Raw genomic sequence first — 20085 nt, 5'->3', positions numbered from 1 at the left:
GGTTTGCTCATAAGAGCCACAGATTTGCACACCAGAGCCAACACAAGCCCAGTCTGACGACCGGGCTTTGGTGTTTTAGCTTGTTAAACCAGCCAATGGCTCGCTTTTACCTGTCGGAAGAATGGCCAGATAGCAGACTATTCCCACCATTTTCTGGCTATATCAGCGTTCTATCAGCTTCATTTACAGTTATTTGAATGATCCTGCAGGTGGTCAAATCAGGCTTCTGTCGCTTGCTGGCTACAGAGCAGTTCCATATTGACCACCCCCTCCTCCATCTGCACGTCGATCTTGAAGCCAAGCCGTTTGGCGAGGTTGACCATGCCGCGATTGCTGGGCATGGTCATGCCGGATAACTTGCCAATCCCCTGTTCTTTGGCGTAACGGATGATCTTCTCCATCATCAATTTGCCGAGCCCCACCCCTTTCAAGTCCGATCGCACCAGAATGGCAAACTCGGCATCGCTCTGGTCCGGGGTCGAGATAGCGCGCACTACGCCGAGGATCTGATCCTGCAGCTCGCCATCTTGCCCCACCGCTACGAAGGCCATCTCCCGGTCGTAATCGATCTGGGTCATGCGGGCCAACTCTTCGTGACCCAGTTCACCGACATCGGCGAAGAAGCGTTTGTACCTGTCTTCATCAGAGACTTGCAGCACGAACTGCTTGTGAGCCGGTTCATCTTCCGGCCGGATCGGGCGCAGTAGGATATGGCGTTGATCTTTAAGCCAGGCACCTTCCTCCAGTTCGGTAGGATAGGGGCGGATCGCCAGTCGGTTGCTGGTTGTGATGGCGGGGTCAGCCAGCGTGAGGCTGGCATCCAGTACCACCATCTCGGCGCCGCATGCTTGCAGCGGGTGCAGGTCCAGCTTCTGAATCTCCGGAAAGGCGAGCAATAGCTCGGAGAGCTGGCAAAGCACTTGGCCCAAGGCATCAATATCCAGTCGTTCCGGCGTCGCCTGTTCGCGGATCTTGCGGCTCTTGAGGGCACCGATGATCTGATAACGTGCCAGTGCCTGATTGAGCGGTGGCAAGGCTGCTACCATCTCCTGCGGTTCGGCGCCCGACTCACCCAGCAGGATGACGGGGCCAAAGATGGCGTCTTGCTGGATCCGCACCCGCAGCTCCAGGCCGCCGCTGCGGCGGGCCATGCGTTGCACCAGCAAGCCTTCGATGCGGGCGCCCGGATCGTGTTGTCTGACCCGATCCAGAATGGCATCTGCGGCTTGCGCCACTTCTGCCGAGGTGCGCAGATTGAGCACCACCCCGTGTACGGCAGACTTGTGTTGGATGTCGGGTGAGCGCAGTTTCACTGCCACCGGATAGCCGATCTGCTCGGCGGTCAGGGTCGCCTCGATGGCATCGGTGACGATCCAGGTTGGCAGGGTCGAGAGGCCGGCAGCCTGCAAAATTGGATGCACCAGATGGGTATCCAGCCTCAGCTGCTTGCGCTCCTGCGCCTGACGGACCAGATGTTGGCAGAGCTCGACATTGAGCTGGTTGCCATGCAGTGATGCCGGTGTCTCCATCAATTGCTTCTGGTTGCGGCGGTATTCCACCATGTGCATGAAGGCGGCCATGGCACTTTCCGGCGTGCGATAGGTCGGGAAACCTGCCTCGGTAAAGAGTTTGCGACCCTCCTGCGCCGAGTATTCGCCCGCCCAGTTGGTGAGGATATTGAAACGGCGCGCTCTGGGATGCTGTTTCAGATGGGCGATAAGATGGCTGGCCAGCGGTGCATTCGGTGCTGTGAGCGAGGGTGCGTGGATAATCAGGATGGCGTCGATACCATCCTCCTGCAACACGCTGTCCAACGCCTCCTGATAGGTGGCGATGGTGGCATCGCTGCCGATGTCGAGCGGCGGGCGAGCCAGCTTGCCGCCACGCTCCAGCAGCACATCCACCGCCATATTGGCCAGCCCGCGGCCGTTGGAGATGATGGCGAGCCGCTCCCCCTTGAGGGTCATGGAGTGGCTCAGTGTTTCCACTGCGGCAAACAGCTCGTGGGTATCCCGTACCCGCAGCATACCGGCGCGGCGGATAGCGGCGTCATAGACATTGTCGAGGCCGTGGGCCGGATCGTGGCGCCCGCTTTTCAGTACCAGGATCGGCTTGTTGCGCGAGGCGGCCCGCGCCGCCGAGAGAAAGTGGCGGGCGTCGTGCAGCTTGTCCATGTAGATCAAGATGGCACGGGTGACGCTGTCGCGGGAGAGCTGATCCAGCAGCTGGCCGAAGTCGATATCGCAGTGATCGCCAAGTGAGATGAAGGCGGAAAAGCCCAGTTCATGCTGCTTGGCCCAATCCAGAATGGTGGTGCTGACAGCGGCGGATTGCGAGAGAAAGGCGACCTGCCCCGGCTTGGCGGCAATGGGTGAAAAGCTGGCGTTGATCCCTTGGCCGGGCAGCAGCATTCCCATGCTGTTGGGGCCGAGCAGGCGAATGCCGTATTGTTGGCAGACCCGTTTCAGCTCCAGCCGCTCCTCGGGGGAAAAGTCGGCGGCCAGTATGATGGCTGCACCAGAGCCCTTCTGGCCGAGCGCTTCCAATAGTGGCAAGACTCGTTCCCGTCTGGTGCAGATGATGGCGAGATCCGGGATCAGCGGCAGGCTGGCAATATCGGGATAGGCCAGCACGCCGGCGATGGCCTTGTTGCGCGGAGTGACCGGGAGGATGGGCCCTTTGAATTGGCCTGCCAGCAGGTGACGCACGATCACATGACCCGCCTTGAGCGGGTCGGTCGAGGCGCCGATCACGGCGATTGATTGGGGTTTGAACAGCCGATCCAGACCGCTTGCTTTCATGGGCACTCCCGACAAAAGGGGGAAGATACCAGTCTAATACGCCTTTGCTGCGGGTTCTGTGACCGGCTCCCGATCACCGTTTGTTCAGGGCATTGGCACGCAGATAAAAGCGCAGTTCGCCCTGTACCCGACGAATGGCTCCCAGGTAGCGTTCCTGCAGATAGATATCCTGCTCCCTATCCAGCGCCGTGCTGGGCACCCCCATACTTTGCAGATACTCGTCAAACAGGGTAGAACCCTTGATCTCTACCAGATGCTGTTTCATGGCTCTCCTCCCTGCGCCTTGGTGTTTGTTGATGAGTGCTCAGTCTGCGATGAGCTGCATGGTTTGCCTATTGTCACTTTTGACACGAGAGCGCTCACACATCTTTCAGAGAGGGCACCGTTGAGCCGCTGGCTGGCGTTATAGTATGGCGAGGAGAATGAGGTGCATGAGGAGCGGATGGTGCACGGGATGATCAGAGTCTGGTGGTGGTGTATGGGATTGTGGGCGGTTGGCGTATCGGCAGCCGAGCAGCCTATCCGCGCCTGGAATCTGTTGCTGGATCACCCCAACCCCGCCGTCGTCCAGTTGCTGCGGCTCTCTCTCGATCTCACCGTACCGGAGTATGGCCCCTACCAGCTGGTCCCCAGCCCCCAGATGGAGCAGGGGCGGGCTGTGAAGGAGTTGCGTAGTGGCGAGCTGGTTCAGATTGGCGTCTTTGCCCCGGATGGTGAACGGGAACGAGAGCTGTTGGCGGTCCACATTCCGCTGGCCAAGGGGCTGCTGGGGTGGCGGGTGTGTCTTGTTCGGCAGGGTGACGAGGGGCGTTTTGCTGCGATCGGCTCGTTGGTGGACTGGCATCGCGCCGGACTCTCCATCGGTCAGCACAGATCCTGGCCCGATACCCAGTTGCTCAAGGCCAACGGCCTAAAGGTGACGGTGGGCAATCTTTATGAGGCGCTTTTCAACATGCTGCGCAAGAAGCGTTTTGACTGCTTCCTGCGCTCGGTCATCGAGATCGAGGATGAACTCAGGCAGCACCCGGATCTGGCCATCGAGCCTCGTCTGGTATTTCGCTATCCGCTAGCGCTGCTCTTCTTTGTCTCGCCCAACTATCCGGAGCTGGCGCAGCGTATCGAGCTCGGCCTGCAGCGGGCACGGCAATCGGGCGCTTTTGATCGGGTTTTTGAAGAGGGATTTGGCAGCACCATTCGGCGGCTAAAACTGGATGAGCGGGTGCGCCTCGAGCTGCACAATCCCGACCTGCCGTTGCCCAGTCGCGTCATGATGGCTGATCCGGCACTCATCTATAAACCGGTGTCAGCGCAGTGAACCCTGATTCTGCGCGGTATCCCAGAAGGCGCGGATCAATGGCTCCTCCAGCCGCTTCTTGAGTACCCCGATCCCCACATCAAATGGCTTGAAGGCGGGCTTGAGGTCGATGATCCGTACCTTGTCGCCGAGCGGGCTGTGGTCGATCACCGCCGCCGGTACCAGCCCCACGCCACAGCCGAGCGCCACCATGGCGACAATCCCCTCGTTCCCCGCCACTTCGGCATAGATGTTGGGGGCTATCCCCTTGTTGCGAAACCACTGATCGCTGCGTTTGCGGGCCAGTCCCTGCTCGGAGAGGATGACTGGCAGCTGCTCCCAATCCGGCTCCCCTTGACGGAACCACTGGTTCAGCTGCGGGGCATTGCGCGGCGCGATGAAGACCAGCGGCACCAGCTGCAGGCTGGCAAATTCGAGTTTGGCCGGCAGGGCATCGGGGCGGGCGGCGATGGCGAGATCGGCCTCGTCGGCCAGGATCTTGTCCACCGCCAGCGCCGGGTCGCCGGTCTCCAGCTTGATCTCCAGCTGGGGGTAGCGGCGGCGAAAGCGCTCCAGCACCTCGGGCAGCAGAAAATAGCTGGCAGTGACCGAGCAGAACACGCGCAGCCGTCCCTGCAGTGGTTCATCGCTGCGTTTAAGCTCCTGCTTGAGCTGGCGCCACTCCTGCAACAGGCCGCCGCCAAACTCCCGCAGCTTCTCGCCGGCGGGGGTGAGTCGCACTGAGCGGTTATCTCGCTCGAACAGGATGCAGCCGGTCTCCTGCTCCAGCCGCTGGATGGCGCGGCTCAGGGTCGAGGGGCTGACCGCCATGGCATCGGCGCTCTTGCCGAAATGAAGGGAGTCGGCGAGGTGGAGAAACAGTTCGAGATTACGAAGGTCCATTGATCACTTCCTGCAGCTGTCAGGGCATAAAGTCATGCCGAACCGTCCGGCTCTGGCAACCGCATCCCCGTACAATTCAGCGGCCATATTGTCGAAACGGGGGCGCATATAGGGATAACTTGCCAAGAGTCATCTTTCAATTCTTGCAACGTACTGTTTCGAATATATCAGTTCAGGCAATAAGTGTCCCGCGCTATAGTGGTTCAGACAACGCCGCTACCCGGCATGGAATCAATCGAACGGAGCAATCACCATGGCTAACTATTTCAACACCTTGAACCTGCGTCAGCAGTTGGCCCAGTTGGGCAAGTGTCGTTTCATGCAGCGCGAAGAGTTCGCGGACGGCTGCAACGTGCTGAAGGGCAAGAAGGTGGTGATTGTGGGCTGTGGTGCCCAGGGTCTGAACCAGGGTCTGAACATGCGCGACTCCGGGCTGGATATCTCCTACGCCCTGCGCAAGGCCGCCATCACCGAGAAGCGTGCCTCTTGGCAGAAAGCCACCGACAACGGCTTCGCGGTCGGTACCTATGAAGAGCTGATCCCGACTGCCGATCTGGTGCTGAACCTGACCCCGGACAAGCAACACTCCGACGTCGTCAAAACCGTGATGCCGCTGATGAAGCAGGGCGCCGCGCTGGGTTACTCCCACGGCTTCAACGTGGTGGAAGAGGGTCAGCAGATCCGCTCCGACATCACCGTCGTGATGGTGGCGCCCAAGTGCCCGGGGACCGAAGTGCGCGAAGAGTACAAGCGTGGCTTTGGTGTGCCGACCCTGATCGCCGTTCACCCGGAAAATGACCCGAAAGGCGAAGGCATGGCCATCGCCAAGGCGTGGGCCTCTGCCACCGGCGGCGACCGTGCCGGGGTGCTGGAATCCTCCTTCGTGGCGGAAGTGAAATCCGATCTGATGGGCGAGCAGACCATCCTCTGCGGCATGCTGCAGGCCGGTTCCCTGCTTTGCTACGACAAGCTGGTTGCCGAAGGCACAGACCCGGCCTATGCCGGCAAGCTGATCCAGTTTGGTTGGGAGACCATCACCGAAGCCCTGAAGCAGGGTGGCATCAGCCTGATGATGGACCGCCTCTCCAACCCGGCCAAGCTGCGCGCCTTCGAACTCTCCGAGCAGCTCAAGACCCTGATGCGCCCGCTGTTCGAGAAGCACATGGACGACATCATCGCCGGTGAGTTCTCCCGCGGCATGATGGCCGACTGGGCCGAAGATGACGTCAAACTGTTCACCTGGCGTGAAGAGACCGGCAAGTCTGCCTTCGAAAATGCCCCTGCGTTCGCTGGCAAGATTGCCGAGCAGGAGTACTTCGACAATGGCGTGGTGATGGTGGCCATGGTCAAGGCGGGTGTCGAGCTGGCGTTCGAGACCATGGTGGCTTCCGGTATATACGAGGAGTCTGCCTACTACGAATCCCTGCACGAGTTGCCGCTGATCGCCAACACCGTTGCTCGCAAGCGTCTGTACGAGATGAACGTGGTCATCTCCGATACCGCCGAGTATGGCAACTACCTGTTCGCCAACGCCGCCGTGCCCTTGCTGCGTGAGCACTTCATGCCGACCCTGAAAGCGGGCGATCTGGGTGCCAGCAAGGCGGAAGGGCAGAACGTGGATAACCTGGCGCTGCTGGCGGCCAACGAAGCGACCCGCAACCACCCGATCGAAAAAATCGGCCAAGTACTGCGTGGCTACATGAAAGACATGAAACGTATCGCCGTTGGCGGTTAATCAGGTATGACCCGCAACCATGCCTGATGCGAGAAGAGCGGTCAGGTACTGCGCGGTTATATGAAAGACATGAAACGCATCGCCGTTGGCGGTTAAGCCCGCATCGGGCAGGATGATGAAGGGGCGGGGATGACGATCCCCGTCGCCGGTCGGACTGGACACCCGACCGGCCAGCCAGAAAAACCAGCCTGACAGTCATAAAAAAGCCCCGCTCATCGAGCGGGGCTTTTGCATTTAGAAAGGCCCGATAAATCAGGCTTTCCACGCTTTCCAGGTGTTGATCAGACCGTTGGTGGAGCAGTCGTGGCTGGTGACAGCCTCGTTGTTGCCCAGTTCTGGCAGGATCTTGTTGGCCAGCTGTTTACCCAGCTCCACGCCCCACTGGTCGAAGCTGAAGATGTTCCAGATTGCACCCTGTACGAAGATTTTGTGCTCGTACATGGCGATCAGGGCACCCAGGGTTTTCGGGGTCAGGCTCTTGAACAGGATGGAGTTGGTCGGACGGTTGCCTTCGAACACCTTGAACGGCACCAGATCCTTGACCTGCTCCAGGGTTTTGCCAGCAGCCAGGAACTCGGCTTCAACCTCTTCCTTGCTCTTGCCGAAGGCCAGCGCCTCGGTCTGGGCGAAGAAGTTGGCCAGCAGTTTCGGATGGTGGTCACCGATCGGGTTGTGGCTGATGGCCGGCGCCAGGAAGTCACAGGGGATCAGCTTGGTGCCCTGATGGATCAGCTGGTAGAAGGCGTGCTGGCCGTTGGTGCCCGGCTCACCCCAGATGATGGGGCCAGTCTGGTAGTCAACCGGCTTGCCGTTGCGATCCACGTACTTGCCGTTGGACTCCATGTTGCCCTGCTGGAAGTAGGCAGGGAAGCGGTGCATGTATTGGTCGTACGGCAGAATGGCTTCGGACTCGGCACCGTAGAAGTTGTTGTACCACAGGCCAATCAGGGCCAGTAGCACCGGCACGTTCTGCTCATAGGAGGTAGTGGCGAAGTGCATGTCCATCTCGAAGGCGCCTTGCAGCAGGGCTTCGAAGTTTTCGAAACCGACGGAGAGAGCGATGGGCATGCCGATGGCGGACCAGGAGGAGTAGCGGCCGCCAACCCAGTCCCAGAACTCGAACATGTTATTGGTGTCGATACCGAACTCGGCCACGGCCTTGCCGTTGGTGGAGAGGGCGGCGAAGTGCTTGGCAACGTGGGCCTTGTCACCGGCGATCTTGATGAACCAGTCGCGGGCGGTCAGGGCGTTGGTCATGGTCTCCTGGGTGGTGAAGGTCTTGGAGGCCACCAGGAACAGGGTGGTTTCCGGATCGATCTTCTTCAGGGTCTCGGCGATGTGGGTGCCATCGACGTTGGAGACGAAGTGCATCTGCAGGTGGTTTTTGTAGGGACGCAGTGCCTCGGTGATCATCACAGGGCCCAGATCGGAGCCACCGATACCGATGTTGACCACGTGCTGGATCGCTTTGCCGGTGTAGCCTTTCCACTCGCCGGAGATGATCTTCTCGCAGAAGCCCTTCATCTTGGCCAGCACGGCGTTTACTTCCGGCATCACATCCTTGCCGTCGCACTCGATGGGGCGGTCGGAGCGGTTGCGCAGGGCCACGTGCAGTACGGAGCGGCCTTCGGTCATGTTGATCTTGTCGCCATTAAACATGGCATCGATCGCGCTGCGAAGATCGGTCTCTTTGGCCAGATCAACCAGCAACTTGAGGGTTTCTTCGGTGATCAGGTTCTTCGAGTAATCAACCAGGATGTCGCCGCCGAAGGTAAGGGAAAACTTGTCAAAGCGCTTCGGGTCCTGCGCGAACAGATCCTTGAGTCGGGTCTCTTTGTTTGCTGCAAAGTGGGCTTCCAGTGCCTGCCAGGCCTGGGTTTGGGTTGGATTGATATTTTTCATAGGATTCCTGAAATGCCAAGTTGTGTTTGAACCTTGCAGGCAAGGTCCCGCCAAACCTTATTATCCGAGCATTATAGCGAGCCGGCCGAGCGGCCCGTGTAACAGAGTTTTACCGATTGTCTTTTACCGCAATGGGGCAACCGTCGGGAGTATACAACCAGAACATCGGGATTATGAGTCACGAAAGCAAGGGGGATCTTGCGCTCGCTCATGATTGGGGCTGGCCCGCAGCTCTGAAATTGTTTTCATTCAGCCGGCCTGATTATGCAGCGGATGGCGCGCTAGAAATGACAATGCCAGCCCGAAGGCTGGCATTGTGGGTTGCTGCTTTACCGCGATCATGCCTGCGGTTTTTGCATGTGCATCACCATCTGCGGGAAGGGAATTTCGATCCCTTCGGCATCAAAGGTGAGTTTCACCTTCTCGTGGAAGTCGAACCAGACACCCCAGTAGTCGCCGGTCTTGACCCACGGGCGCACCACGATATTGACCGAGGAGTCGGCCAGCGCGGCGACGGCGATGGTAGCGGCCGGATCCTTCAGGATGCGCGGCTCTTCGTTCACCAGACGCTCAAGGATCTGCTTGGCCTTGCGCAGGTCGGAGCCGTAGCCGATACCGAAGGTCATGTCGACGCGGCGGGTATCCATGCGGGAGTAGTTGACGATGGTGCCGTTGAGGATGGCGGAGTTCGGAACTACCACCATCTTGTTGTCACCGGAGGTGAGGGTGGTGGTGAATAGCTGAACGGATTGCACCACGCCAGACGTGCCTGCCACTTCGATAAACTCGCCCGCCTTGATGGGGCGGAAGATGATCAGCAGGAAGCCAGCGGCAAAGTTGGAGAGCGAGCCTTGCAGCGCCAGACCGATGGCCAGACCGGCGGCACCGATAATGGCGACGAAGGAGGCGGTCTGGACGCCGACCCGGCCCAGCGCGGCGATCACCACGAACACCAGGATGGCGTATTTGAGGATGCTGCCAACGAAGTGGGTGACGGTGGTGTCGAGCTTGCGCGCCTGCATCACTTTTACCACGCCACCGCTGAGCAGATTGGCTGCGATATAGCCGACCAGCAGGGTGAGCAGGGCGGCCGCGATGTTGACGGCATACTCGATCAGCAGGCCCTGGTTATTGACCAGCCAGGTCTGCGCTTCGGTAATGATTTCGGGTTCCATAGGATGTCCTTTCGGGTGCTAAAGGTTTATGGCGCATGAATCTAACATCGCAGCGCGACAGTCCGGGTCGCATCTGGTGCTTATTTTACTGCCATAAAAAGCTGCCACAAAAAAGAAGGGAGGCCAAGGCCTCCCTTCTTCAAGCTAGGTGAAAAGCGTTGCCGATCAACTTTGTAGCAGTTGACTGCGAATAAATTGCCACTGATCCTCAAAGCCGGCGGTGGGCTTGAGCTTGAACTCGGAGCGGACGAACTGACTGATGCGACCTTCGGTGTAGGCCAGCAGCAGATTGGCCAGCATGGTCTCATCGAGCTGGAAGCCCTGACCCTCGCGCAGTCGCTTCTCGCGCAGCACCTGTTTGATCTGGGTCTCCAGCTTGTCGAACAGGATGCTGATGCGGTCTCGCAACCGGTCATGCTCCCCCAGCAGGGCATCGCCGTTGAGGATGCGGGTAATGCCGGGATTGCGCTCGGCGAACACCAGCAGCAACTGCAGGATGTGGTGGCAGCGCGCCATGGTGTCTTTCTCTTCCGCCATGATCAGATTGACCCGTGACAGCAGGGAATCCTCGATAAAGTCGATCAGCCCCTCGAACATCCGCGCCTTGCTGGGAAAGTGTCGATAGAGGGCAGCTTCAGATACGCCGACCTCGGCCGCCAGACGGGCCGTGGTGATACGCTGCCCCGGACTGGTTTCCAGCATATGGGCGAGCGCCTGCAGGATCTGATCGCGCCGACTCTGTTTCTGATTACTGCTTGCCATGGATTCCCCTAAAAAAACAATGGCTTGATTCTGTTATTAGGCACCGCCCATCAGGTTGGTGTGGTCTGTTATTGACGACCGGAAGAACCAAAACCGCCTTCGCCCCGTTCGCTCTGGTTGAACTCATCGACCAGTTGGAAGGTGGCCTGAACCACCGGCATGATTACCAGCTGGGCGATACGCTCGCCGGGTTGCATGGTGAACTCATCCTTGCCGCGGTTCCAGACCGAGACCATCAGCTGACCCTGATAGTCGGAATCGATCAGACCGACCAAGTTGCCCAGCACGATGCCGTGCTTATGGCCAAGGCCGGAGCGGGGCAGAATGGTGGCACACAGACCCGGATCCTGAATGTGAATAGCCAGACCGGTCGGTACCAGAGTGGTATCGCCCGGAGCCAGAGTCAGCGGCGCATCCAGCAGGGCACGCAGATCCATGCCGGCAGAGCCGGGAGTGGCGTAGGCGGGCAGCGGGTACTCGGTACCGATACGGGCATCCAGAATCTTCAGTTCAATTTGTGTTGTCATGAATCGCTTTTTCAGTTGGATCTTCTTGTGTTGGCGCCCCTCTTGGCAAGGCGGGGTGCCGTGAGTCTTGTTCTTTCGGGACGCTCAGCGCCGATAGTGACGCGCAATCAGGGCGATCAGGTGACGGGCCAGCGTCAGCTTGTCGGCCAGCGGCAGAGGCGCCTGGCCCCCTTGCCAGAATACGGTCAGGGCGTTGTCATCGGCGTTGAAGCCTTGCCCCTCGCGGGACACATCGTTGGCGGCGATCATGTCCAACCGCTTACGCTGCAATTTATCGAGGGCGTATTGTTCCACATCCACGGTTTCGGCGGCAAATCCGACAGTGAAGGGCTTGTCTGAAAGGGCGCCGACGGCCGCGATGATGTCGGGGTTTTTCACCAGCTTCACCACCATCTGGTCGTTGTCACCAGTCTTCTTGATCTTCTGGCTGGCGACCTGCTCGGGGCGATAGTCAGCCACTGCTGCGCAGCCGATGAAGAGGTCGCACTCGCCCACCCGGCTCATTACCGCCTGATGCATCTGCTCGGCGCTCTCCACATCGACACGGGTCACGCCTGCCGGCGTAGCCAGCGTCACCGGCCCGCTCACCAGCGTCACCTCGGCGCCCGCTTCACGGGCAGCGCGGGCGATGGCAAAGCCCATCTTGCCGGAGCTGTGGTTGCTGATGTAGCGCACCGGGTCCAGCGCCTCGCGGGTCGGGCCAGCGGTCAGCAGCAGCCTGACGCCCGCCAGCAAGGGCTCGGCGGCCAGTTGCTGGCAGCAGCGATCCACCAGTTCGAGGGGATCCAGCATCCGGCCCGGGCCCACATCGCCACAGGCCTGGCTGCCGGCATCCGGCCCCCACAGCAGAATGCCGCGGCTGGCCAGGGTCTTGAGGTTGGCCTGGGTCGCAGCGTTGAGATACATCTGCTGGTTCATGGCGGGCGCCAGCGCGATGGGCGCTGGAGTGGCCAGACAGAGGGTGGTCAGCAGTTCGTCGGCCATACCGGCCGCCATACGTGCCATCAGGTTGGCGCTGGCGGGGGCAATCAGTACCAGATCGGCCCACTTGGCCAGCTCGATATGGCCCATGCCCGCTTCGGCAGAGGGGTCCAGCAAGCTATCCGCCACCGGATGACCGGAGACCGCCTGCAGGGTCAGCGGGGTGATGAACTCCTTGGCGGAGCGGGTCATCACTACCCGCACTTCGGCCCCTTGATCTTTCAGACGGCGTACCAGCTCGGCACTCTTGTAGGCGGCGATCCCGCCACTGACACCCAACAGGATGCGTTTATCGGCCAATCTCATCTGCTGTTTCTCTATCCGGCTCACTTTGACTGGTCGGCTAAGATACCACAGGCTGGGGATGACGACAGGGGTTGGCATCAAGGGCTTGTGGCGGGGAACACGCAAATATTTGCTATGTTTTTCCTCAACAGGGAGAGAGGAGAGACAAATGAGCATCAAGGAGTGGCCGGAAGATGAACGCCCCAGAGAGAAGCTGTTGCGTCAGGGGCCTACTGTGCTCAGTGATGCCGAGCTGCTCGCGATCTTTTTGCGCACCGGAGTCAATGGTTTAAGTGCTGTCGATCTGTCACGCAACCTGTTGAATAAATTCGGTTCTTTGCGAAGTTTGCTGGATGCGGATCAACAGACATTTTGCGAGGCCCACGGCCTTGGCCCTGCCAAATATGCCCAGTTGCAGGCGGTGCTGGAGATGGCGAGGCGCCATCTGGCACAGCAACTGCAACGGGGTGATGCGCTCACCTCACCCCAGCTGACCCGCGACTATTTGCAAGCCCAGCTGCGGGATCGGTCGCGCGAGGTATTTGCCCTGCTGTTGCTCGACAATCAGCACAGAGTCATTCAATTTGTTGAGCTTTTTTTCGGCACAATCGATTCGGCGAGCGTCTGGCCAAGAGAAATCGTGCAGATCGCACTCAAACATAATGCAGCCGCGGTGATTCTGGCGCATAATCACCCGTCCGGCGTCGCCGAGCCCAGTCGGGCCGACCGCCAGATCACGGATCGGATCACGGCCGCCTTGGCCCTGATCGATATCAGAGTGCTGGATCACTTGGTGATCGGTGACGGCATCACGGTTTCTTTCGCCGAGCGCGGTTGGTTATGACTGTGCTCTGGCGCCGTATTAGTTGATCTTTGATCACGGATGCTGTATAAAATGCCGCCTTCTGTTTGCCCCGCAATCGAAGGCCAGCGGGGCAGATATTTGCTCGAGCAATGAAGTAAGATTTGGAGAGACTGACATGTCTAGAGTATGCCAAGTAACCGGCAAGCGCCCGGCAGTTGGTAACAACCGTTCGCACGCTAACAACGCTACCAAGCGTCGTTTCCTGCCGAACCTGCACACTCACCGTTTCTGGGTTGAGAGTGAAAAACGCTTCGTAAGCCTGCGCGTATCCGCAAAAGGCATGCGTATCATCGACAAGCGTGGCGTTGAAGTGGTTCTGGCTGAACTGCGCGCCAGCGGTGTTAAGGTATAAGGAATTAGATCATGGCTAAAGGTATTCGCGAGAAAATTCGCCTGAACTCCAGCGCCGGTACTGGTCACTTCTATACCACTACCAAAAACAAGCGCACCATGCCCGAAAAAATGGAGATCAAAAAGTTTGATCCCGTTGTTCGTCAGCATGTGATCTACAAGGAAGGCAAAATCAAGTAATTACTTGATGCTGCATTCCCAAAAACCCGGCTTCGTGCCGGGTTTTTTTATGCGCCGAATTCAGTACACTGCCGGTTCAAAGGGAGGCTTGCCATGTTCAAATTGAGCCGCAAAGGCTGGAATAACGTGATCATTGTGGTGGTTCTGATCGTGATCACTCTGTTGCACCGTATGGAGACTGCCCAGCAAGAGAACAGCGCCAAGCGGGCTCGCCCCTTGTTGTCGGATGCATCCGTAGTGCTCACCTGGCAGGGGCCGAGCTGGCAGATTGAGCGGATCGGTCAGGGTTGGCGCAGCGTGCCGGATTTGGGGCTCGACAGTGCGCAGCTGGATGCCCGTCTGGCTCGTTGGCAGGACTGGTTGCTACCCCCCGGTGAGGCGGTACGCGGTGCGCCGGTGACCATCAAGGTGTGGATTGCCGGCCAGAACGATCCGGTCGAGATCGGCCTCTATCAGAACAGCGGTCAGTATGGTGCCCAGCTGCCGTCCGGTCTCTGGCTCGCCCTCACTGCCGAGCAGTATCGCGATCTGCTGCGTCCTGCCCCCTGATTTCCTTTTACTTGCGAGGTGCCCATGCCTGAATTGCCAGAAGTTGAAGTCAGCCGTCAGGGGATCTCTCCCTGGCTCACCGGTATCAAGGTGACGCGCGTGGTGGTGCGGGATGGCCGCCTGCGCTGGCCGATCCCCGGTGAGATTCAGGAGCTGGTGGACCTCACCATCCATCGGGTGCGCCGCCGTGCCAAATACCTGCTGCTGGAGACCGATTTCGGCACCGCCATCCTCCATCTGGGGATGTCCGGCAGCCTGCGGGTACTGGATATCGGCACGCCAGCCGAGAAGCACGACCACGTGGATATCGAGCTGGAGAATGGCAAGCTGCTGCGGCTCAACGATCCGCGCCGCTTCGGTGCCCTGTTGTGGACCCGTGAACCGGCCGAAGCCCACGCGCTGCTCGCCAAGCTGGGGCCAGAGCCGCTCACCGATGCCTTCAATGCCGATTACCTGCAGGGGCGCGCCAAGGGGCGCAGTACTGCAATCAAGCAGTTCCTGATGGACAATCAGGTGGTGGTCGGGGTGGGCAACATCTACGCCAACGAGGCGCTCTATGCCGCCGGCATTCACCCCAAGCGGGCGGCGGGTACTATCAGTGCCAAACGGCTGGGAACCCTGGTGGCAGAGATAAAGCGGGTACTGGCCGAGGCGATTCGTCAGGGCGGCACCACCCTCAAGGACTTCACCAGCGCCGATGGCAAGCCGGGCTATTTCGTGCAGCAGTTGCAGGTCTATGGCCGTGGCGGGCAGCCCTGTTTCCACTGTCACACCCTGCTGACCGAGATCAGAATGGGGCAGCGCACCACGGTTTTTTGCACTCATTGCCAGCGCTGAGCGTACTTTTTTCCCCGATCCGGGGGAAGTTGTAACAGCATATTTCCAGGCTGTTGAATATTTGCGCAGTCATCACTAGTATCTGCGGCCGTTCAGGCGGTTTGAGAACTAGAAATGACTTTAAAATCAATAGACTGGGAATATCTATCCCAGCAAGAGCGCTATTGCGCCAAGAAAATGGCCCGCTTCCTCTACCCCGAGGGGTGCGAGCGCCAAACCTTCAATCGCGGCAAGTTCGTGCTTCGCAGTCTGCTCTATCGCAAGTCGCTAAGCCGGGTCTTCAATCTGTTCCGGTGCGAGTCGCTCAAAGCGCTGCCGGCCATTTATCCCGAGCTGCTCGACAAGCCGATGCGTCCCTATCGCTTCGCTAGCGCCAGTGCCCGCCAGCGGGTCGAGATGCTGGAAAACCACTACCGGTTGCTGCTGGAGTGCTACCCGCAACTGATCGAGCGGCTCTATCTGGGTGAGGGGATCTCGCTGGGGCACTATCCCCAGAGCGGCTGTCGCATTCTGCTGCGCCATGATGGCACTTTTCGCCGCGAGGCCGAGCTGGCACTCTCCATCGTCAACAATGAGGGGCAACGCCTTTACAGCTGTGCGTTCTCGCTGGCGGGCAGTGCGGAACGTCTGATGCTGATGATCGGCTCCATGCAAGGGCCGGAGCCTGCGGTCGACAATGCCCAGGATCGGGTGCGTGAGCTGACCAAAGAGGGACACGGCCTGCGGCCCAAATCCCTGCTGGTGCAACTGGTGCTGCAACTGGCGCAGGCCATGGGGGCGGCGGAGGTGCTGGCGGTGCGCAAGCGGGCCCACGTGTTTCAGGCCAAGCGCTACAGCAGCAAGCAGAAAGCCAATTTGCAGGCCGATTATGACGAGCTGTGGCAGGAGTTCGACGCCCGGGATGTGGATGCCAACTTCGTCGCCCTGCAAGCCCAGCCGCGCAAGCCGCTGGAGGAGATCGCCGCCAAGAAGCGGGCCATGTATCGGCGCCGCTACGAGTGGCTCGATCTGCTGGTGAAGGAGATGAATGAGCGGTTTGCCCGTCAGTAACCGGCAAGCAGGCTGACCTCTTCATTGCGAGAGAGAAACAACAAGGGCTACCCGCGGGTAGCCCTTGTTGTTTCTGCCATCAGGGAGGAATTAGCGCTGTTGCTGTTTGGCTGCGATGGCCTGGGCCACCACGGGATCGACAAACTGGCGGATGTCGCCACCGTGCAGCGCCACCTCTTTCACCAGAGTGGAGGAGATAAAGGAGTTCTCCTCGGCCGGGGTGAGGAAGACGCTTTCCAGCTCAGGCATCAGGCGACGGTTCATATTGGCCAGCTGAAACTCGTACTCGAAGTCGGAGACGGCGCGCAGGCCGCGGATCAGCACGTTGGCTTGATGCTCTTTGGCGAAATCGACCAGCAGGCCGGAGAAGCCCACCACCTTGACGTTGGGAAGCGTGCTGGTCACTTGCTGGACAAGCTGGACACGTTCTGCCAGATCGAACAGAGGTCGTTTGCTCGGGCTGTTGGCGACCCCGACCACCACCTCGTCAAACAGCTTGGCGGCGCGGCCGATGAGATCGGCGTGGCCATTGGTAACGGGATCAAACGTCCCGGGATAGATCACCCTGGTAGTCATCTTTGCGGTCCTGCAACCTGGAAATTTGGTCGCATTATAAGGTCGTCGCTTGAGAATAGCAGTGCATCAGGCAAGAATACGCCATCGCGCATCAAGCCTCCTTGCATTGGTGACAGGGAGCAAAGGGATTTTTTATGAAACGTATTCTGGTCGTTCGCAATGACAAGATTGGTGACTTCATGCTGGCGTGGCCTAGCTTCGCCATGCTCAAAGGCTCCATGGAGTGTCATGTGACTGCCCTGGTTCCGGCCTACACGGCGCCGCTGGCCCGGCTCTGCCCCTGGATTGACGAGGTGATCATCGATCCGGGCGTGCGGGCCGACAAGGAGCAACAGCGAGCGCTGCTGGCGCGGATCAAGGCGACGGCGTTCGACGCGTCCATCTGCCTCTTTTCCAACTCCCGCAACGCCATGCTGGTGTGGAAGGCGCACATCCCTTACCGGCTGGCCCCGGCGACCAAGCTGGCGCAGGTGCTCTACAACCAACGTCTGGTGCAACGCCGCTCCCGCTCCCAGAAGCCGGAGTCTGAGTACAATCTGGAGCTGATCCGTCGCTTCCTGACCGACCATCAGGTCGCCGTGGTGGAGCCCAAGACTCCCTTCCTCAGTTTCGATGAGGCGAGCCTGCAGCAGGTGCGCGAGCAGCTGGCACTCAAGCTCAAGCTCGATGCCAGCCGCCCCTGGCTGATGGTGCATGCCGGTAGCGGCGGTTCGGCCAACAACCTCTCCATCGAGCAGTATGCCCGCATCATCATCAAGCTCAATCAGGCCTGCCCCGAGCTGCAGTGCGTGCTGACCGCAGGCCCGGGTGAGGAGAAGATGGCCGAACAGCTGGCGGCCGAGCTGCTGGCCCACGGCGGCAACGGCTGGATCTACCGCTCCAGCGATGGTCTGCCGATGTTCTGTCAGGTGCTGGCTAACGCCGCCCTGTTCGTTGCAGGCAGTACCGGCCCGCTCCATATCGCCGGCGCGCTCGATGTGCCGACCATCGGCTTCTTCCCGATGCGCCGCTCCGCTACTCCGCTGCGCTGGAAGCCCCTCAACAGCGAAGGGCGTCACCTCGCCTTCAGCCCGCCGGAGGATAGCGACCACCCGGAGGATATGAGCCAGCTCGATCCCAAGACCATGGTGCCGGTGATGGCCCGCTGGGCGGCGCCTTTCTGGCGCAAGTAACCTATGCAGCAATGCAAACAGGGCCCCGCGGGGCCCTGTTTCGTATGACGGTTATTCCGGCTGCTGCGGCTGCTGGCGCACCCAGAGGTCGGCGTATTTAACGAAGGTGGAGTGGGCGGAGAGGATCGCCAGCAGCAACCCCTGCTTGCCATCGAGGAAGCCCGCTTTGAGCAGGTACATCTTGAGGAAGCAGCCGACGGCGTGGATCAGCCCCTGACTGAGGGAGCCCTTCTTGCCGCGGGCGGTGCGCTGATCGGCCCAGGCGCGGGCATAACCGGCGGATTTCACCAGATAGTGCTCCAGATCCCGATAGGTGAAGTGGAGCAGGTCGCCATGAATATTGACGATCTTCATGTTGGCCCGCACTTCCACCTTCTCGTGCACCAGCGCCTCGTTGTAGCTGGTGAGTGCCTTGGGATAGAGGCGCAGCACCCGATCCGGATACCAGCCGCTGTGGCGGATAAAGCGGCCAAACACCCAGGAGAGGCGCGGGATCGAGTAGATGGTATCGCTGGCCGGATTGGCCATCACCTCGGTGATGGCGGTTTTCAGCTCGGGGGTGAGCCGCTCGTCGGCATCCAGCCACAGCACCCAGTCGGATTGCACGTGGGACTGGGCCAGCCGGCGCTGTTTGCCAAAGCCGGGCCACTTGGCGTTGACGAAGAAGCGGGCGCCAAACTCGGCGGCAATGGCCGGGGTCTTGTCCTGACTGCCGGAGTCCAGAATGACGATCTCGTCCACCAGTCCGTCGAGGGAGGCGAGGCACTTGCGCAGGTTGTCGGCTTCATTCTTGACGATCAGAACGGCAGCCAGAGTCGGTTTTTTCACGAATGTGGGCTCACGGTTATTGCCCGGCTGGCGGGTCGAATGCGTATTGATGGGCCATTCTAACGGAAAAACGGGTCAAAGAGAGAGCCGCCATTGCCCGTTTCTGCCAGCTGTCTGCCTGTCTCGTCTCGTCCGGTTGGAAGAGGGCCACTGCTGGAAAAATGGGGTGACAGCAGCGTCTGCCAAGGATCTTCTGTTATTTATCCAGTCATTCTTGGGGCATAATCTCGCCCAGTGATGATTAACAGCCGGGCCAGTCCCGAGAGAAGACGCGTGATGAAAATATTGGTGATCGGCCCCTCCTGGGTCGGCGATATGGTGATGTCCCAGAGCCTCTACAAGGCGATCAAGGCCAACCATCCGGAGTGCGAACTGCACGTGATGGCCCCCGCCTGGTGCTGCGCCCTGCTGGAGCGGATGCCGGAGGTGGACAAGGCGATCACCATGCCCCTTGGCCACGGTGACTTCAAACTGGTGGCGCGCCGCCGCCTCGGCAAGCAGCTGGCGGCGGAGAAGTACGATCAGGCCATCGTCCAGCCCAACTCCATGAAGTCGGCGCTGATCCCCTGGTTTGCCCGCATTCCGGTCCGTACCGGCTGGAAGGGCGAGAGCCGCTACGGCCTGCTCAACGATATGCGCAGCAACAAGTCCGCTTTCCCGCTGATGGTGGAGGGCTATCTGGCGCTCGCCTATCCCAAGGAGCAGATGAAGAGCCGGGCCGATATTCCGACCATTCCCCATCCCTCTCTGCACGTCGATCTGGTCAACCAGAGCAAGGCGCTGGAGCGGCTGGGGCTGGATCGCGCCCGCCCGGTGCTGGTGCTCTGTCCCGGTGCCGAGTTTGGCCCGGCCAAGCGCTGGCCGGAGGGGCACTACGCCGTGGTGGCCCAGCAGCATCTGGACGAAGGGTGGCAGGTGTGGATCTTCGGTTCCAACAAGGATGTGCCGGTTGCCAACACCATCCGGGATCGGGTCAACCTGCTGACTCGCCCCAACTGCCACGTGCTGGCGGGCAAGACCAGCCTGCACGAGGCGATCGATCTGATGGCGCTGGCCAGCCGGGTCATCTCCAACGACTCCGGTCTGATGCACATCGCCGCCGCCCTCAACCGGCCGCTAGTGGGCGTCTATGGCTCCACTTCGCCGCTCTACACCCCGCCGCTGGCGGATCGGGTCGAGATTGTTCACACCGACATCGAGTGCCGCCCCTGCTTCAAGCGCACCTGCAAGTTCGGCCATCTCAAGTGCCTGATCGATCTGGCGCCGGAGCAGGTGGTCGATGCCTGCAAGAAGCTGGAGCAGAGTCAGTAAG

At 60.0% G+C, this 20085-nt stretch carries 21 protein-coding genes; 11 read left to right on the top strand and 10 right to left on the bottom strand.

The window, feature by feature from the left end:
* Positions 1-197: hypothetical protein (locus G5367_RS19795; protein WP_421260630.1), on the top strand; the 197-nt coding region annotated here is incomplete at its 5' end.
* A 21-nt stretch (positions 198-218) separates the two neighbouring features.
* On the opposite strand, the gene G5367_RS19790 is transcribed toward G5367_RS19795, so the two are convergent.
* Positions 219-2801, bottom strand: a complete 2583-nt coding sequence (locus G5367_RS19790; RefSeq protein ID WP_421245055.1) for a GNAT family N-acetyltransferase — start codon at positions 2799-2801, stop codon at positions 219-221.
* A 73-nt stretch (positions 2802-2874) separates the two neighbouring features.
* Complete coding sequence (locus G5367_RS19785; protein ID WP_005342100.1) at positions 2875-3066, bottom strand: hypothetical protein; 192 nt, start codon at positions 3064-3066, stop codon at positions 2875-2877.
* 189 nt (positions 3067-3255) lie between these two features.
* On the opposite strand from G5367_RS19785, the gene G5367_RS19780 reads away from it, so the two are divergent.
* Positions 3256-4116: a hypothetical protein gene (locus tag G5367_RS19780; RefSeq protein ID WP_421236378.1), complete on the top strand. Its 861-nt coding sequence runs from the start codon at positions 3256-3258 to the stop codon at positions 4114-4116.
* On the opposite strand, the gene ilvY is transcribed toward G5367_RS19780, so the two are convergent.
* Positions 4105-4998, bottom strand: coding sequence for an HTH-type transcriptional activator IlvY (ilvY, locus tag G5367_RS19775; protein ID WP_005342097.1), 894 nt, complete (start codon positions 4996-4998; stop codon positions 4105-4107). The genes G5367_RS19780 and ilvY overlap by 12 nt on opposite strands.
* 253 nt (positions 4999-5251) lie before the next feature.
* Here ilvY and ilvC point away from each other — a divergent pair, with 253 nt between their 5' ends.
* Positions 5252-6733: a ketol-acid reductoisomerase gene (ilvC, locus tag G5367_RS19770; RefSeq protein ID WP_216959951.1), complete on the top strand. Its 1482-nt coding sequence runs from the start codon at positions 5252-5254 to the stop codon at positions 6731-6733.
* A gap of 252 nt (positions 6734-6985) precedes the next feature.
* Here the strand turns inward: ilvC and pgi are convergent, their stop codons facing one another.
* The 5 genes from pgi to coaBC form a co-directional block, all read right to left on the bottom strand.
* Positions 6986-8635 (bottom strand): glucose-6-phosphate isomerase, encoded by a 1650-nt coding sequence (pgi, locus tag G5367_RS19765; protein ID WP_421245056.1) that lies wholly within the window; start codon positions 8633-8635, stop codon positions 6986-6988.
* 338 nt (positions 8636-8973) lie between these two features.
* Complete coding sequence (locus G5367_RS19760) at positions 8974-9810, bottom strand: mechanosensitive ion channel domain-containing protein (protein WP_041210774.1); 837 nt, start codon at positions 9808-9810, stop codon at positions 8974-8976.
* 165 nt (positions 9811-9975) lie between these two features.
* Positions 9976-10572 carry a nucleoid occlusion factor SlmA gene (slmA, locus tag G5367_RS19755; RefSeq protein WP_005339495.1) on the bottom strand — a complete coding sequence of 199 codons (597 nt, stop codon included), beginning with the start codon at positions 10570-10572 and terminating at the stop codon, positions 9976-9978.
* Between the two features lie 68 nt (positions 10573-10640).
* On the bottom strand, positions 10641-11099 hold the full coding sequence (gene dut, locus G5367_RS19750; protein WP_216979843.1) for a dUTP diphosphatase: 459 nt from the start codon (positions 11097-11099) through the stop codon (positions 10641-10643).
* Between the two features lie 84 nt (positions 11100-11183).
* A complete protein-coding gene (gene coaBC / locus G5367_RS19745) occupies positions 11184-12386 on the bottom strand; it encodes a bifunctional phosphopantothenoylcysteine decarboxylase/phosphopantothenate--cysteine ligase CoaBC (protein WP_421245057.1) in 1203 nt (400 codons plus the stop codon).
* Between the two features lie 148 nt (positions 12387-12534).
* Here coaBC and radC point away from each other — a divergent pair, with 148 nt between their 5' ends.
* The 6 genes from radC to G5367_RS19715 all read left to right on the top strand — a co-directional run bounded on the left by radC (position 12535) and on the right by G5367_RS19715 (position 16197).
* Positions 12535-13209: a RadC family protein gene (radC, locus tag G5367_RS19740; RefSeq protein WP_421245058.1), complete on the top strand. Its 675-nt coding sequence runs from the start codon at positions 12535-12537 to the stop codon at positions 13207-13209.
* Positions 13210-13345: 136 nt separating this feature from the next.
* On the top strand, positions 13346-13582 hold the full coding sequence (gene rpmB / locus G5367_RS19735; RefSeq protein ID WP_005307492.1) for a 50S ribosomal protein L28: 237 nt from the start codon (positions 13346-13348) through the stop codon (positions 13580-13582).
* Positions 13583-13593: 11 nt separating this feature from the next.
* On the top strand, positions 13594-13761 hold the full coding sequence (rpmG, locus tag G5367_RS19730; RefSeq protein ID WP_005307500.1) for a 50S ribosomal protein L33: 168 nt from the start codon (positions 13594-13596) through the stop codon (positions 13759-13761).
* A gap of 93 nt (positions 13762-13854) precedes the next feature.
* Positions 13855-14310: a hypothetical protein gene (locus G5367_RS19725; RefSeq protein WP_421245059.1), complete on the top strand. Its 456-nt coding sequence runs from the start codon at positions 13855-13857 to the stop codon at positions 14308-14310.
* 24 nt (positions 14311-14334) lie between these two features.
* A complete protein-coding gene (gene mutM / locus G5367_RS19720) occupies positions 14335-15147 on the top strand; it encodes a bifunctional DNA-formamidopyrimidine glycosylase/DNA-(apurinic or apyrimidinic site) lyase (protein ID WP_216979846.1) in 813 nt (270 codons plus the stop codon).
* A gap of 114 nt (positions 15148-15261) precedes the next feature.
* Positions 15262-16197 (top strand): VirK/YbjX family protein, encoded by a 936-nt coding sequence (locus tag G5367_RS19715; protein ID WP_421245060.1) that lies wholly within the window; start codon positions 15262-15264, stop codon positions 16195-16197.
* 90 nt (positions 16198-16287) lie between these two features.
* Here G5367_RS19715 and coaD read toward each other — a convergent pair whose 3' ends face one another.
* Positions 16288-16773 (bottom strand): pantetheine-phosphate adenylyltransferase, encoded by a 486-nt coding sequence (coaD, locus tag G5367_RS19710; RefSeq protein WP_111901322.1) that lies wholly within the window; start codon positions 16771-16773, stop codon positions 16288-16290.
* A 134-nt stretch (positions 16774-16907) separates the two neighbouring features.
* On the opposite strand from coaD, the gene G5367_RS19705 reads away from it, so the two are divergent.
* A complete protein-coding gene (locus tag G5367_RS19705; protein WP_421245061.1) occupies positions 16908-17945 on the top strand; it encodes a glycosyltransferase family 9 protein in 1038 nt (345 codons plus the stop codon).
* 51 nt (positions 17946-17996) lie between these two features.
* On the opposite strand, the gene G5367_RS19700 is transcribed toward G5367_RS19705, so the two are convergent.
* Positions 17997-18773, bottom strand: a complete 777-nt coding sequence (locus tag G5367_RS19700) for a glycosyltransferase family 2 protein (RefSeq protein ID WP_421245062.1) — start codon at positions 18771-18773, stop codon at positions 17997-17999.
* A gap of 276 nt (positions 18774-19049) precedes the next feature.
* On the opposite strand from G5367_RS19700, the gene waaF reads away from it, so the two are divergent.
* Positions 19050-20084 carry a lipopolysaccharide heptosyltransferase II gene (gene waaF, locus G5367_RS19695; RefSeq protein ID WP_216976535.1) on the top strand — a complete coding sequence of 345 codons (1035 nt, stop codon included), beginning with the start codon at positions 19050-19052 and terminating at the stop codon, positions 20082-20084.
* The last annotated feature ends 1 nt before the right edge of the window (position 20085 follow it).

This window comes from Aeromonas sp. 604282 (genome assembly GCF_049170575.1).
Classification (GTDB): Bacteria; Pseudomonadota; Gammaproteobacteria; order Enterobacterales; family Aeromonadaceae; genus Aeromonas; species Aeromonas veronii_A.
This window is presented reverse-complemented; position numbering and strand designations above follow the sequence as displayed.